14 protein-coding genes are annotated in these 15,925 nt (G+C 34.7%); 4 read left to right on the top strand and 10 right to left on the bottom strand.

The window, feature by feature from the left end:
• Positions 1-88: 88 nt before the first annotated feature.
• The 4 genes from ACHZAX_RS01865 to ACHZAX_RS01850 all read right to left on the bottom strand — a co-directional run bounded on the left by ACHZAX_RS01865 (position 89) and on the right by ACHZAX_RS01850 (position 4,108).
• Positions 89-1,003, bottom strand: coding sequence for a helix-turn-helix domain-containing protein (locus ACHZAX_RS01865; RefSeq protein WP_320017812.1), 915 nt, complete (start codon positions 1,001-1,003; stop codon positions 89-91).
• A 62-nt stretch (positions 1,004-1,065) separates the two neighbouring features.
• Entirely contained in the window at positions 1,066-1,890 is an 825-nt protein-coding gene (locus ACHZAX_RS01860; RefSeq protein WP_320017811.1) for an SDR family oxidoreductase, read from the bottom strand.
• A 631-nt stretch (positions 1,891-2,521) separates the two neighbouring features.
• On the bottom strand, positions 2,522-3,616 hold the full coding sequence (locus ACHZAX_RS01855) for a serine hydrolase domain-containing protein (RefSeq protein WP_320017810.1): 1,095 nt from the start codon (positions 3,614-3,616) through the stop codon (positions 2,522-2,524).
• Positions 3,617-3,772: 156 nt separating this feature from the next.
• Complete coding sequence (locus tag ACHZAX_RS01850) at positions 3,773-4,108, bottom strand: hypothetical protein (protein WP_101311137.1); 336 nt, start codon at positions 4,106-4,108, stop codon at positions 3,773-3,775.
• A gap of 1,111 nt (positions 4,109-5,219) precedes the next feature.
• Between ACHZAX_RS01850 and ACHZAX_RS01845 the strand changes: the two genes are divergently transcribed.
• Together ACHZAX_RS01845 and ACHZAX_RS01840 are read left to right on the top strand one after the other, a co-directional pair.
• On the top strand, positions 5,220-6,050 hold the full coding sequence (locus tag ACHZAX_RS01845; RefSeq protein ID WP_320017809.1) for a tyrosine-type recombinase/integrase: 831 nt from the start codon (positions 5,220-5,222) through the stop codon (positions 6,048-6,050).
• Entirely contained in the window at positions 6,047-7,189 is a 1,143-nt protein-coding gene (locus tag ACHZAX_RS01840; RefSeq protein ID WP_320020417.1) for an IS91 family transposase, read from the top strand. Before ACHZAX_RS01845 ends, ACHZAX_RS01840 begins: the two co-directional genes overlap by 4 nt.
• 264 nt (positions 7,190-7,453) lie before the next feature.
• Here ACHZAX_RS01840 and ACHZAX_RS01835 read toward each other — a convergent pair whose 3' ends face one another.
• The 6 genes from ACHZAX_RS01835 to ACHZAX_RS01810 form a co-directional block, all read right to left on the bottom strand.
• The gene (locus tag ACHZAX_RS01835) at positions 7,454-8,668 is read right to left on the bottom strand and encodes a hypothetical protein (RefSeq protein WP_320017808.1); all 1,215 of its coding nucleotides are present in this window, start codon (positions 8,666-8,668) and stop codon (positions 7,454-7,456) included.
• Positions 8,669-8,817: 149 nt separating this feature from the next.
• A complete protein-coding gene (locus ACHZAX_RS01830) occupies positions 8,818-9,507 on the bottom strand; it encodes a DUF4145 domain-containing protein (RefSeq protein WP_320017807.1) in 690 nt (229 codons plus the stop codon).
• Positions 9,508-9,514: 7 nt separating this feature from the next.
• Positions 9,515-9,961, bottom strand: coding sequence for a hypothetical protein (locus ACHZAX_RS01825; protein ID WP_320017806.1), 447 nt, complete (start codon positions 9,959-9,961; stop codon positions 9,515-9,517).
• Between the two features lie 155 nt (positions 9,962-10,116).
• On the bottom strand, positions 10,117-10,956 hold the full coding sequence (locus tag ACHZAX_RS01820) for a hypothetical protein (RefSeq protein ID WP_320017805.1): 840 nt from the start codon (positions 10,954-10,956) through the stop codon (positions 10,117-10,119).
• An 8-nt stretch (positions 10,957-10,964) separates the two neighbouring features.
• Positions 10,965-11,480: a hypothetical protein gene (locus tag ACHZAX_RS01815; protein ID WP_320017804.1), complete on the bottom strand. Its 516-nt coding sequence runs from the start codon at positions 11,478-11,480 to the stop codon at positions 10,965-10,967.
• Between the two features lie 462 nt (positions 11,481-11,942).
• Positions 11,943-12,671 (bottom strand): DUF6261 family protein, encoded by a 729-nt coding sequence (locus ACHZAX_RS01810; RefSeq protein ID WP_320017803.1) that lies wholly within the window; start codon positions 12,669-12,671, stop codon positions 11,943-11,945.
• 1,321 nt (positions 12,672-13,992) lie between these two features.
• Between ACHZAX_RS01810 and ACHZAX_RS01805 the strand changes: the two genes are divergently transcribed.
• The gene (locus tag ACHZAX_RS01805) at positions 13,993-15,282 is read left to right on the top strand and encodes an arginine deiminase (protein ID WP_101311792.1); all 1,290 of its coding nucleotides are present in this window, start codon (positions 13,993-13,995) and stop codon (positions 15,280-15,282) included.
• 101 nt (positions 15,283-15,383) lie between these two features.
• Positions 15,384-15,923, top strand: coding sequence for an RNA methyltransferase (locus ACHZAX_RS01800; RefSeq protein WP_101311799.1), 540 nt, complete (start codon positions 15,384-15,386; stop codon positions 15,921-15,923).
• Positions 15,924-15,925: the final 2 nt, after the last annotated feature.

The raw sequence follows: 15,925 nt of genomic DNA, 5'->3' as shown, positions 1-15,925 counted from the left end.
TAAATTGATATACCGGAACCATCAACCCACCGTACCTATTGGGCAGTTACTGCTACACGAATGCTTAGTTGTTAGGCACTGGGCTTTTTTAATTCAGATTTTTCCTAAATTCGCTTGGGCTCATTGCTGTTTTCTTTTTAAAGATTTTACTAAAATATTGTGGATATTCAAACCCCAGAGCATAAGCTATTTCGCTTGCACTTTCGTTGGAATTCAATAGTCTGTTTTTTGCCTTTTCAATGATGTATTGATGAATATGGTCTTGTGTGCTTTGTCCTGTTTCTTTTCGCAGTAAATCACTTAAATATTTAGGCGACATATTCAGTGCTTCTCCACAGTATTGAACTGTTGGAATTCCGAATACCAATTGCTTTTCTTGGTTGTAATAATCTTTTAGTAGTTGCTCAAATTTACTTGCAATATCCTGATTTAGGTTTGTTCTGGTATAAAACTGTCGGTCATAAAAACGAACACAATAATTCAATAACAACTCTATATTTGAAATTATCAAGGTTTGACTATGTGAGTCAATATTAGTGCTAATTTCTTTCTCGATTTTCTTAGCAATTTCGGCGACTGTTTTTCTTTCTTCATCCGATAAGTGCAAGGCTTCGTTCGATGCGTATGAAAAGAACGAATAATGTTCAATCTTTTTTCCTAATTCTGATTTTCGAATCAAATCTGGATGAAAAGCTAAGGTCCAACCATAGTTAACTTCGGCTTTTTCTGCTTTTTTAAATTCCATTACTTGGTTTGGTGCTGTGAAAATCAATGTACCATCTTGATAGTCATATGAGTTTCTACCGTAGTTTGTAATGGTAAGAGTACAATTATCTTTGAAGCTAATTTGGTATAAACCTATTGAATACCTGAAATTATCAACTCTCAAATTATTTAGAGCACTTCCAATTCGGTATACCGAAACAAGCGGATGTTTTGGCTTTGCCAAGCCTAAAAACTGATGAATTTCCGATATGGTTTCTATTTTTATAAAATCTTTCAATGCACTTATTTTTGTGTGAAAGAAAGCACACTTTCACTCCCTAAAGTGTGCTTTTCTATTTCTTATTTAATGTTTAGGTTCGTTTTCATCATGCTAAGGAACTCGGTATCATTCATCGTTTTTCTAGCTTCCAATAAATGTTCAGCATCCGCACCCGCTGCATATCTAAGCGTGTTCGTTCCGTCAGTTGCGGCATTGTAAATTACATCTGCTACGAGTTCTGGACTATTCCTGTGTTCAGAACTCATTAATTTTTCAAAAGTATTCATAACTCCTGATGCAAATTCGTTATATTCTGTTAATTCATCATTGTGCTGAAAATCCAAAGAACGACCTGAAAAATTTGTTTTTATGCTACCAGGTTCTACTATTTTTACTTTTACTCCAATGGGTTCTAATTCATATTGTAAAGATTCTGAAAAACCTTCAACAGCAAATTTTGTAGCATGGTAAAACTGCATCATTGGAAAGGTTGTTTTACCACCAACCGATGATATGTTGATGAACATTCCGTCTTTGTTTTTTCTAAAATGCGGCAATATAGCTCTTGTTACATCAAAGAGACCAAGGACATTTACATCAAACTGTCTCGAAATATTTTCTCTAGCTACAGATTCAAATGTACCCAATATACCGTATCCAGCATTGTTTAAAACGATATCGATTTTCCCGAACTTACCAATTCCTTCTTCAATGGCACTTGTTATACTTGTTAAATCTTGAACATCTAGTTTGGTTATTAGTACATTTTTTAGTGATGCTAGTTCATTTTCTTTCTCAGGTTTACGCATTGTTGCGACAACATTCCAACCTTTTGCCTGAAATTTTTTGGCTGTTGCTTTTCCTATTCCTGATGATGCTCCCGTGATTAAAATTGTTTTGCTCATTTCCAATATTTTAAAGTTATACAATTAATTATGAAGCAAAATTATGGCAACTCAAAAGTGTAGATGTATTCAAATTGCTGATTGTTGTATACTTTTTGCGTACTCGTTTTTCCGCATAACATACTTTGCGACTTTTGACAGAATATTGCCACTTCCCGACACCTCTTCAGTAGTTCACTGGATGTTTAGAGCTTGACGAAGGGTTCATCTCTTCTATTAATACCTGCTATACTCTTGGTATAGATTTTACTCACGAAAATTATCACGGGTGTTCGTGATTGCTTCGAAATTCCTAAACGCTCAATACCATGGCTCTTTACCAAAGCACCTTTAAGTGGTTTAGTTCGTAAATTGTTTATTTCAAAAGCACTCATGATTTACGCTTCGCTTCAATTGATGCCCTTTCCTGTAAAACGACATCGGTGGGTCAAGCTTACAACTGCTTTCCACCATCTCAAATAAAGCATACTGCACGGTTTTATGCCGATGTGCAGCTTCTTGGCACACTATGCTTTGTGGCGGACTTCAAAAGACAAATCTTTCTGCCCACACTGATTTATATTTGGAACTAAAGTATTCATTTTCATAACGTAATCCGCCATAAAGCATATGCAATGTTAGGTGTTGTTGTTTATTCATTTTTCATCTTTGGATGTAGTTGTGCTATATCTTTAACCAAATATTCCAATGGCTCTAATTTTTTATGTGGCACATTTCTATTGTCGGCATTAATTACTATAACCATATCCAAATCAGGAATAATATTTATAATTTGTCCACCATTTCCTGGAATAAACCAAGCGTTAAAACCAAATTCGGTTTTTACCATTTGCCACTGATAACAACTATAAAAAGGGTGTTTGATTTCAATAAATGGAGTAAAAATCTCATTTATCCAATTTTCAGATACGATTTCTGTATCAATCCATTTCCCCTTGTTCAAATGTAATAGTCCATATTTCGCAATGTCTCTTGATTTAAGAGATAGTCCACCACCCCCATCATAAATGCCATTTTTAGAAATCCAGTTATATTCTTTGATTCCAAGTGGCTCAAAAAGGTATTCTTGAGCAAATTCTGCAATATTTTTACCCGTTGATCTTTTTATAATTTCACTCAAAATAATATTGTTAGGTCCACTATACACATATTTTGTTCCGGGTATTGTATCCATAGGTAATTCTAATGACGATTTCAACCAGTCTTCTGTTTTATCCATTTGTCTACCCATATTGTTCTGGTCAGTAAGGGGTAAAGAATGTTCATCCCACTTAAAACCTGATGTCATAGTCAACAGATCTTTAATCGTTATTTTGTTTTTTAGAGTGTCTTTTTTAAGATTTTCATATTCAGGGAAGAAATCTAACATTCTTTGATCAACGCTTTTAATACACCCTTGTTCTATTGCTACACCAATCAATAAAGAATTGAAACTCTTCGTATTCGATGCTAAAATATGAAGTCTACCATTTTCCCAATTATTATAATATTGTTCTATCACTAAGTTGTTATTTTCAATCACCAGTAAACTATGTATATTCCCATATTTACCATTACAAATGTCTTGGTTTAGTTTATTGAATATGGCTGTATCTAATTTAGATGAATCAAGTGTAGATACCTTCAGTCCATCGTTTATGTCAATTGGTTTCTGATAGGAGCAATCATTTTTTGTATTGCAGCCAATGAAGCTTAAAATAATTAAAACTCCAATTAGATTTTTCATGGTATTTGGTTTTTCTTTCAATAACACCTAATGGTAAATTGTATGTTACGTAAGGGTTTGCGTGTGATTATCTGTCCGCATAAGGACGAGATAATGAGCGGAAAACCGCCGCTGGCATACCACTGAAACCCTTATGGAATAGTTACCATGCGTTTTTTAGTTTAGTCCTGTTTGATTTAATTGTTTAATCCTTTTTGCTCGTTTTTTTTGATAATCAGCAATCTGACCATAAAATTTTGATGATTTCGAAAAAATCAGATGAGTCAAACCACATGCCATTTTATATTCATCTGGTCCCTCAATCGTACACATTATTCCAGAAATATCTCCACTGTTAATCACATCTATGATTGTCAATTCTGTTTTTAAGGTAATTGGATGTCCATTTTTGCGGAAAATTTGCACTAACTCCCGAATTGGGTAAGTTTTTAAGGGAAGATTTTCTTTAAGCTTTTCAGTTAACTCTTGATATTGTATTAAAATATTATCCATTTTGTCATTGATTTATATCGACAAATTTATAATTTATTTTAATCTAATCGTCAATTTATCAATCGTTTGTTTTAGAACTCATTGTTTTCTAATCAATGAAAATAATGCAAAATCTGTCAAATTTTAACGCTGTATCAAGTTTCAAATAATCGGGCAAGCTCGCATCACGCAAAATTTGACTCTCTCCGTACTTGCTTTATCTAGAAATCTGTCCAAATTATTTATTTATAATCTCTTTTTGTCTCTGCTTTATCTGCTTTTTTATCTGTAAATCAGTCGTTTTGACAATTGCAGAACTTTTAATCAAAAATCAGTCGAGTAGGACAGTTTTGTAATCTAACCCACTCATAAAGTTTTAAAATACATTAGTTCGAAAATGTAATCATTTAATTTAAAGTCCTTAAAATCAGTTGAAAATGAGCCGCTGTTAAAATGCATGGTAACGTTGAGTAGTCGAGTAGGCAAAGGGAGTTTGACTTCGTCGATTTTCAATTCACCCTAAGCCTCTCACAGAACCGTACATGATACTCTCCCATCATACGGCTCTTGTCGTATATAAATCGAGTTTCAAGTTAAATAGAAAAATTCAGTTTTCAGTGATAAAACAAATAGGGAAACTGTTTCTTTATTCTTTTAAGCCACGCATAAGCGCGACAAATACTATTCTTGTAACGTTTCTACTTTCATCGCATAACATACTTTGCGACTTTTGACAGAATATTGCCACTTCCTGTAAGACGACATCGGTGGGTCAAGCTTACAACTGCTTTCCACCATCTCAAATAAAGCATGCTGCACGGTTTTATGCCGATGTGCAGCTTCTTGGCACACTAAGTTGCGTGGGCGATTTAAAAGAATTGATCTTTCAAACCGCCAAGTAAGCAAGCCGATTTAATTGGCTTGCTGGTGTTTCTTAATTGGACTAAGCTTCAAACTCCTCGTCACCGCCCATGAAATTTAGCTTTTGTTGAACGAAACCTAAAGGTAGCTAAAGAACCCATTTACTTACCTTTAGATAGTATTTAATTTAAAATTCGTATTATGAAAAAAAAGCACCTTAATCGAACGGGCATGTAATTCATGCGATGAATTTAACAATATTTATTGTAAGATGAAACGCTCTATTGAGCTTTCTGGTAAAAGTTTGAGTACGCTTACTAATTATGCTCGCTGTTTGGCTACATTAACACTTCATTTTAACTGTTCACCTCTCGATTTAGATGCTGAACAAGTACTAGATTACCTTCATTATCTGCAATCGAAAAAGAAAACACCTTCATCGTCTTATTTTAAGCATACACTTTATGGTTTGCGTTTTGTTTACAAACTTTACGATAAAGCCCCCATACTGCATAAATTACCATCCTTAAAAAAAGTTCACAAACTTCCGGTAGTACTGAGTGTTCCAGAGATAAAACGCTTAATAGAAACACCTAAATTACTAAAACATAGAATGCTGATTGCCTTAATGTATGGCTGTGGATTGAGGCGATCGGAACTACTCAATATAAAAATTCCAGATGTGGATTTGGATCGTAAAATGCTACACATCAAAGAAGGCAAAGGGCGAAAAGATCGTTATGTGCCATTGGGTGACAACTTATCTTATGCACTTAAAAAATACATAGCTATTCTTCGTCCATACATCTGGCTGTTTAATGGGAATGGACCCGATGGAACAGTTCAACATTTTTCAGCAAATGGTGTGAGGTGGATTATTAATGAAGCTCGTAAGAAATCGGGAATCAAAAAACAGATCAGTTCCCATATTCTTCGTCATACTTACGCGACTCATCTTCTGGAAATGGGAACTGATATTATGACACTTAAAGATCTGTTGGGACATACCGATATTAAAACCACCATGCTTTATCTTCACATCTGCAATCTGGATAAGCATAAAGCCTTTTCACCTATGGATAGAATCTATAAGATGAAATAGCGCTGAAAGCTAAGTATGAAGTGGCTGATATCTTAAGAAGAAATCACCATAAGTTAGAACAGAAGGTTCCCAATCGGTGGAAACTAAGAACGCTTTATGCCATCGAAATTTGTAGAACTGCAACTTTGGGCGGACATATCGATCAGTGTTTGAACTCAGATTGTAAGGGGATACATATTAGCTATAACTCTTGTAGAAATCGTCATTGTCCCAAATGTCAGGGACACAAACGTCAGCAGTGGATACTCGCACGCGAAAATGAATTGATCAATGTATCTTACTATCATCTAGTTTTTACCTTGCCATCAGAGCTAAACAAACTAACATTTGCCAATCAGAAAACAGTCTATTCCATTCTTTTTAAAACCGCTTGGAGTGTAGTTAAAGACTTTGCAGCCAATCCTAAATTTATAGGAGGGAGAACGGGGATGATTAGTATTCTTCATACTTGGGGGCAAAATATGTCCTTTCATCCACATCTACACTGCATTGTTCCTGGTGGTGGGATTAATCGTAATAAAAAATGGAAAGTGGCTAAGGGAAAGGATAAATATTTGTTTCCTGTAAAAGCTATGAGTAAAGTTTTTCGGGCACGTTTTACCCGGCAAATCAGATTGCATTTTAATCTCACACCAGAGATCTACAAACAATTGTTTCAGAAAAAGTGGGTGGTGTACTGCAAACGGCCTTTCTTTGGCTCCAAACAAGTGGTAGAATACCTTGGCCGATACACCCACAAAGTTGCCATTAGCAACCACAGACTGATAGATATAGCAGAAGGGAAAGTAACTTTTATGGCCAAAGATTACCGGCAGGGAGGAAAAAAACATCTGGTAAGCTTACAGGATGGAGAATTTATTCGAAGATTCTCCTTACATATTTTGCCAAAGGGGTTTACACGCATTCGTCATTACGGCATACTTTCTAGTTCGCTAAAACAAGAAATACTGCCCATTTTGCACGAGAAATTGGGCTCGATTACTATTTGCCTAGAACAAAAAAGTAAACATCGAATTTGTCCAACTTGTAAAAAAGGAGAACTCATCACTATCCGGTATTTTGATAATCGAGGCCCTCCGAAAAACATCAAAGCTCTTGATACATCAATTATTCAGGCTATTGTAAAAATAAAGTCTTAACAAAAGGCTACTGCCATAGCTATGTGCCATTGTCAACTATTCTAAATCTAAAACACAAAAAAAGCTGTAGACGGATCTACAACTTTCTATTATTCTTTGAAATTACTGCATTTAAAAATCTTTCCATATTAAATTCCCTTTCTAAAAAGGTTTTCACTTACACCATTCCCCATAAGAGTCAGAATTCTGTCATCGGTTACGTCAACCCACCGTTCATGCTGGGCAGTTCCTGCCACACGAACGCTTAGTTGTTATGCATAGAATTTACTTCCTCCCAGGTAAATGAAAGAATATTATTTCAATATTTATTTCAACACTTTTATCTTCTGGTAAAGTCAGAATATATGAGAATGAATCATCACTCTCTTGAACTGTATTCTTATAACAACCATGATTATCAATATCTGATTTTACAACATTTCGAACATTTTCTAGACTTTCATTGTCCACAAATAATAGAATTGCGGATTTTGAATCTTGCCATGTTAAATATCCAAGTATTTGGTCAATGGTTTCTAAAAATATCTTTGAACCTTTCCAAACTTTACATTCTCCTATAAATAAATTACTATTATCAGGTGCATATTTTAATAGTATATCAGATTTTCCTTTCTTATTAAATGTCTCGCCAGTTGCAGTTGTCCCTTCATACCTAGTTTCTAAAAAGAGTAAAAACATATCACGAATGTCTTCTTCTCCTTTTCCAATGTATAATGACGGTTTTCTTTCAATCGCTCTACCGACATTGTTTAATGTTGTAATTATATCTCGATATACATCATCCTTTAATTTTGGATGTATCTTTTTAATATTCCCCTTTTCTTCAAATTTTGGCTTAGGTATTACCTTTCTTGTTACAGGAGAAGGTGTAATAAATTGGTCAGCTTTAGAAGTAACAGTTAATCCAATACTTTCATAAAATGAGTTTTTCTGTGATAAAAAACCTTCAAATTTTTGAAATTCTCCGTCAATAAAAACTTGTAGTCCGTTATCCCAAGAGGCTATATCTTTATTTACATTTGGAACATTAACTTTTATATCACTAACTACCTCTCCAACGGCTTTGTTATACTCTTGCTCGTTTAATTCTTGTAGCTCAATAGTAAAATTAATTTTCTTCCCATTATTGTCAATGGAGTCTACCTGTGGACTTACCATAGTCCATGATGAAGGTTTGCAATAAAATAGTTCGCCATTGCCTTCAAAAGGTAAAGTAATTTTCATCTCATGTATGTCAGCCTCATATTGTTGCCCCCAATTATTATACAACATCTTCTTTTTCCTCCTTGGTTCAGAAGGAATTGGAGAATCAACTTTTAAAGGTCCTAGAGTATATCTTTTGAACAATCTACTTTTTTGAGCCTCAATATCAATATTTTTTTTGCCATCAAGTGATTTAATTTCCTCTACTAGTTGAGTTCTTATTGAAGAAATAAAATCCGAAATGTATGTCTTGTTATGTAGTTTATCGTGGTACATCGTTTCTTAATTTTATGCATAACGGTGGCGGTATGAAACGTTGGGGATTGCGGGCTACTTTCCTGTCCAGTTACACCGAACTTGATGCGTGGCAGAATGTTTGAATAACCACTTAAACCCCAATGTTTTATACCGCGTGTTGTACACAGTTATTCTTTTTTCTTTTTAGCTTCATCTTTAATTTCAGCAACACCAACAATAGCATTTAATTTCAACTCTCTTTCATATCTATGAATATACCATTCCTCAAAAAGCATTTCTATTAGCTGTACAAGAAGTTGAGCTTCCTTCGGTTCAACATCAATTATTAAATTAATGTCTTTTTCCATATGAGCTCCAATATTTCCAACTTTTCTTATTGCATCAATAGATTTCCAAGTCAAAGGGTCAACCTTATCTTCAATTGAATTAATTTCATCAACTAATCGTCCCTTTTTTACACCCCAAAAATCTCGTATAATTCCTTGTAAACATCTTCTAGATAAAGTTGCAGAAGCCTTTGGGCTTAACTCTAGTATAGCATATGCTTCTTCATAATCCTGCCTTATGGGTAGAGGAATATAGTCAGGAAATATATTTGCCTTTGTGTCTGGTAAAAGAGTCCATTCTTTTATAAAATCTCCTTTTTCCCAAATATGAGGTCGAAAAGTATATTCGTGAAGTGAAGTGTACAATGAAAGTTTTTTACATTCTGTGTTTGGACAAACTATCCAATCAATAACAAGATATTTTGTTCCATCAGTATTATTGATGTGCAACATAGATTCATCCTGAGAATGGTCATCCTTATTTACTGTTGTCTTATTCTTACAGTGTGGGCAAGTCCAATTAAAAGCCATATGAAATTTATTTAAGTTTTTTTACTCTAATGCTTTTTCCTTTTACCGTCATTACATAATGACTTCCTATTTTAACTATAATTGCCGTTGGACGATATGCATAAAAGTATTTGTATTTATATCTATCTTGTTGCCAAATTTGACCATTTTGAAGTTCGAAAATTGTATCACCAGACCAACCTTTAAAATCATTGATAATTTTACTTTTTATAGAAGTTGTCTCGGTAATTTCTGCATAATCATCCAATCCTTCTACTACTAAAATCTTTGAATATCCATTTGAATAGATTTTCACATTTGGTCTATATGAATACGAATAATTATATTTATAATTCGATTGATAATAAATCGAACCATCAGTTAGTTCAAATATCATTTCATCATCAAAACCTTCAAAATCACCTTCTATTTGTCCGTCTTTGATAAGGTTCCAACCTGATAAGTCAATATTCATAATCTGCGTTTTTTAATTGTGTACAACGTTAAGTGTATGATTTCGTAAGGGGTTTCGGGCTTCAAACCTATCAACTTACCATCCAAAATTGATGCGGGTGATAACGCTTAAAAACCTCTGAAACCCTTATGAATTATACACATTGTTGTAGGGCGTTATTCTTTGAGTTCAATTAATTTAAATTTACCATCTTCTACTTTATCTGTGTGTCTAAGATTCGTTAACTTGATAGATTTATCTTTCTTAATTAGTGAACATTCAAGAACTTCTATCAATTCAAGTTTCGTTTTCGCAGACTCAGGTTTAATTGCTACACAAAGACCGTTGTAATCTGCTCGAACACTCGGATATATAACACCATCACATTTTTCAATTAGGTTTTCTGTGAATTTGGCAGTAATTAAGTAATCATGTTCACCTAAAATTTCAGATTTTGAGAATTCGGAAGACATATACTCTTGAAAAGCAATTGCATCTTTCTTTTTCTCTCCAATACTATTTAAGAAAGTATGGTAATCTTTTGTCATATCTTGGAAGAACTTAATCTTATTATTCTGGACTTCTGGATTTATTATAGATAAAAGTGTAATCTTTTCTTTTACTAACCATTTGCCAAAAACAATAATCTCTTCTCCATCTTCGGATTCTGGATTTCTTAAGAAATCACTTACCTCAGATGCACCAATTATCCTCTCTGACGTAATCTCTCCTTCACCTTCAATTTCAGGAACTACTGCTCCATAAAACATTGTTTGCTCAGGAGTACTTGCTCTTTGGTATTTTGTATTGTATTCTTCGGGAGTGAATGACAACTCATGGTCTTCGGTTAAATTAATACCTTTCTTAATTGGTCTAGCTCGATGTATTATCTTTCCTGCATCGTAATCAGTTACCGCAACAGGTACTTTACCAAATTTAAATATAGAGGCTTTAATTTCTTCTACTGGAAATGTTTCAAGCTTATATGCTTTTAATTCATTTATAGTGTCTTCCATAATTGTCATTATTCGTTATCAATAAATGTCGTATAATCGAATGAATAAGAGTGTAACTCAGGATTCCTTTTACAAGAAACAAATACACCATCTTCTTTTCTAAATATTCGCATACTTGAATGGCAAATGGGACATTTTGTTTTTGTTCTTTTTAGAAAGATACTTTTCCCATCAGATTCAAGGCTATAAATACTGAGAAAAGGTATAAATCTTCTATTTTTCAGTGTTATTCCGACCGTAACTGCAATTAGAGTAAGAATACCCAGAAATGGCAATACATTAATGATTGTCGGAAGTTCTAGGATTGGGTATTTGAAAAATAGAGAAAAATACGTAATCATTAAACCACCAAAGCTTAAAAAGCCGCTTAACGATAGCTTCAATGGGCTAACTGCGAATTCTTTCAGGCTTTTCTTAGAATAATCAATTTTAGTAGGTTCTTGATTATTGTAGTTTAAGACAACATTTTCTGCTTTTCCGATATTTGTTGAATTATTGCCATAGGATGTATTAGTATTCTTCATATAGTTAACTATTTGGGTCTTGGTTTTAATGCCCTACAACTCCTAATAAAGCAATGGGCTTTATTTCGTTTATATTTTTTTAAAAAGTGTATTTACCGACCCATATCGGGCAGTAATGTACATATATTATGATGATAACATGAAACATTATCGGTAAAAAACCTTACTAAGGTAGTAAAGCGAAACCAAGATTCAAGCTGTCAAAGTTGCCAACTTGCAGAATGTGAGCAATTGCACAAAAAAAGGCTCTGCTTTTGGTTTTTTTTCCAAAAGCAGAGCCTTTTTTTCTATTTGCTTTGTGCTGTTCTGCAAAACAAAGAAGGTGTCCAAAAAGTATTGTTCTATTGTCATTCTGACCTGTCGAAGAATCTTTCACTTTGAAAAACAGATGTTTCGACTTCGCTCAACATGACAATCCAATACAAAATATTCCTTTTTGAACACCTTCTCAGCAGGTGGTTTTTACACCAATTCGGTATCTGCCTCCTTTGTTTTGCGGCGGCGTTTTACCAATTCGTTATTTTGATTGATTAACTCGGCAATTGTTTTGGCCGTAGCCTGGTAAGTGGCTGGCTTTACTTTTGCCATGGTGTTCATATAGCCTATCAGATTGGTATTAATCTCAATAACGCCTTCTTTCTTCAATTGACTGGCAGAAGCCAAACCTTTCTTCACACTCTCCCCCTCTGCTTGTTGCAAGGCCACATTTTCAAAATCTTGTTGATCCGCATCCAAAGCGGCAAGCGTTTCGGCCACGCCTTTCAAGTTTGCAATAGCTGCCACAACATCAGGTTTGGCTAAATCGTTTAGTAAGGACTCAATATTTGCTGATTTTGCAGCATAATCTTTGTTCTGTATGCTTAAACCATATTGCTCCAATACATTCTCAACCACCAAGGCGGCTTTTTTCATCTCAGCAATAGGAATATGAACATAGCCCTCTACCAACTTAAACAAATCTCTAATTGCCATATTGCGCACGCGGTCTTTCTCTGCCATCTGAGAATAAACTTTCAGTCGCCGCAATGCCTCAATCAGGGAGCTGTTACCAGCATTTATCTTTTCAATTATGGAAGTCAAATACGTGTCTGAACTCCAATCAATTTTTGCAAATGCTTTTAGAATAAGGCTAAACAATGCACTAATATCGCCATTGCGACTGCTCGGCGTAATTTTCTTAATCAATGCCATGGGTCATCATTATAAAGATTAGTATTTATTGATTATTCAAAATATCTATTTTGCTTTATCAATATTGATATTGAGCAAAAAATCAATTTTTAAGGCTTTATTACTATTTATATTGTATGAATAAGCACATCCTAAGGATTTATCACCATTTGCATTGATCAAAAATACCTTTCCTCAGGATTTATCACTATTGATATTGAACGAAAAAACAATTTTTATTAGCTTACCAAAATTGATATTGATTGAAATACCAGCATTTGCATTTAATATCTAATCAATCACCTCCCACTCCTTCTTATTTTAACGTAAAAAACATAATGAATGTAGTGCTTTTTTTATTACTGAACAAAATATACATCAAAGAAAATATTTGGCAGCCAATTGCGTCCTAAACGTTTTTTGAGAATAAGTATTAATTACTTCTTTTATAAAAACTTACAGCTCGTGATAATCTTAAGGGGTACAATTTAAGTTAGGTATTTGATTGGCATCTTTTTTAAAGAGCTTTCGTTTTAGTTCAAACCTTTAGTAAGACCGGGAAGCTGAGAACTTGTTCGAAGATCGCCCGTACGCACTTAGGTTTGAATTAAATAAGGAAGTTTTTTTAAAAGCAGCCTTGAATTTCTTTGCTTCGTTTCTTGTTTCAAGACAAGAAATGATGTCGGGTTTGGGCGGAAAGCCCAATTGTTAAAATCAATTAGGACAATATTGTTTGGCAGCTATAAATAGCAGGTAAAACGCCATTGGCTGTCGAGAGTGATTTGTGCAATCAGCAAATTATTTTTATTATGGATAAGGAAATTGGAACAAAGCGTAGTGAAAATTGCCAGGGAGGTTTAGGTATGGTATTGGTTTTATGAATTATTTAGAGGTTTTGGTTTTATACCAATTGGATAAATTGGGTGTTATACTCTATATAATTATACAGATGCCTGCGTTAAGGATTGAAGCGGCTACCCCGCAGACATATCTGAAGCGAAGCGGAAGGTTATGGCGAGGAGTAATAGCGAAAAGCCTGACCTGAATTTCCCGAAACAATTGTGCAGGGGAATTTAGGAAACGCCAAAAAACCAATAATTTAAATGTGTCGGCATTCTGCCGTCAATACCAACACTACATTACATAACACGCAAAGTAACTTCCAGATTCAAACTCTTCGTATTGATCATGATCTTAACGATTTCAGACACTGTTAAGGAAAATCGAAATTTACTTAACGCAATCCTTTTCAATGCCCCAAATTTTTCTTTCATTTGCAAATCTAAAAACATGTATTTTTAGACGCAAACAACTATAACAAACGGTACTTTAATTGAGAGGTATGACAAAGTATGTAGAATTAAATGTAAGATCGGAGATTGGAGAATTGGAAGGTGTAATCCTTCACACTCCTGGTTCAGAAGTTGAAAACATGACTCCCGAAAATGCAGAGAGAGCTCTTTACAGTGATATTTTAAACCTATCGGTTGCAAAAGATGAATACAAACAATTAAGCGGTGTTCTTTCTGAAATTTCAGAAACCTATCAGGTTAAAGATTTACTGGCTGATGTGCTTGCAGATGAAAAAGCCAAAGAGAATGTTATTGACCAAATTTCTGCAATGGAACCTCAGATAAGTGTTAAAGGAAACACTTACTGCATAAAAGATTTCCTGCTGCAACAGACACCTCTGGACCTTGCTTCTCTATTAATCGAAGGTGTTCCTTTAAAAAGAGACAACCTCACTAAATTTCTGAGTAAGGAACGATATGCGATGCGGCCACTGCACAATTTCTTCTTTACCCGGGATGCTTCAATGTCAGTTCTGGACGAGGTTCTGATTGGTAAAATGGCCAGTTCGGTTCGCGATAGAGAATCCTTGATTATGCAGGCGATTTTTGATTATACTCCTGGATTTAAAACAAAAACGGTTAATCCCATTGATAATCCTGAAATGGATCCTAATTGTACCATTGAAGGAGGCGATGTATTAATTGCCCGTGAAGACATCATGATTATTGGTAACGGAACCCGCACATCAACTCAGGGTATTGATTTTATTCTGGCTCAGTTACTTTGCCAAAAAGACAAAACACAACGTCATTTATTAATACAGGAGTTGCCTAGTCATCCGGAATCTTTCATTCATTTGGATATGGTATTCACCCTTTTAGATGTTGATAAATGTATGGTTTACGAACCCTTAATTATCCGTCCAAACAAATACCAGACTGTTCACATTGCCATTGAAAACGGAAAAGTTATTTCTATCACCCGTGAGAACAATCTTCTTCAGGCTCTGAAAAAACTTGGAATGGATTTGAAACCTATTTATTGTGGCGGAAACGGGGATCCCTGGAATCAGGAGAGGGAGCAATGGCACAGCGGAGCTAACTTTTTTGCCGTTGGCCCGGGAAAAGTGATTGGTTACGGACGAAACGTTCACACCATGGATGCAATGAATAAAAACGGATTCGAAATTCTTCGTGCAAAAGACATTATTCGTCATAAAGTAGAGCTTTCTGACTACGAAAAATATGTAATAACTCTTGAGGGATCGGAATTACCACGTGGTGGTGGTGGTGCGCGCTGTATGACTATGCCCGTTCGCCGTAAACCTGTTAACTGGTAACAATTCAAACAAAATTAAACGAAAGGAATCTCAAAAGGATTCCTTTTTTTATATTTTTGTACCCAATTCTAATATTGACCTTATACATTCCAATAAAAGCAATGAGAAAACTAAAAAACAGCGAGCTAAACAGAAAAAGCATCGATGAGTTTAAAGAATCTGAAAAAACGCCCATCATTATTGTTTTGGATAATGTAAGAAGCCTGAACAATATTGGTTCTGTTTTTCGTACATCGGATGCGCTTTTGGTTGAAGCTGTATATCTTTGTGGAATTACTGCCACCCCTCCTCACCGCGAATTGCACAAAACTGCTTTAGGAGCGGAAGATTCTGTCTATTGGGAATATTTCGAAAAAACAGAAGATGCTGTTGCAAAATTAAAGAGTAATGGCTTTGATGTTTACTCTGTTGAACAAGCAGAAAACAGCACATCTCTGGAAAATTTCACAATGGATTCCGCTAAGAAATATGCCTTGGTTTTTGGGAATGAAGTAAAAGGTGTTCAACAGAGTATTGTAAGTCTTTCTGAAGGTTGTATAGAAATACCTCAGTTCGGTACCAAGCACTCTTTTAATGTATCTGTAAGCTGCGGAATCGTGCTTTGGGATCTTTTCTCAAAACTAAATTATCAGAAAAAGTAAGC

It is taken from the genome of Labilibaculum manganireducens (genome assembly GCF_963665805.2).
GTDB lineage: Bacteria > Bacteroidota > Bacteroidia > Bacteroidales > Marinifilaceae > Labilibaculum > Labilibaculum manganireducens.
The sequence above is the reverse complement of the archived record's forward strand: the minus strand, read 5'-3'. Positions and strand labels throughout refer to the sequence as shown.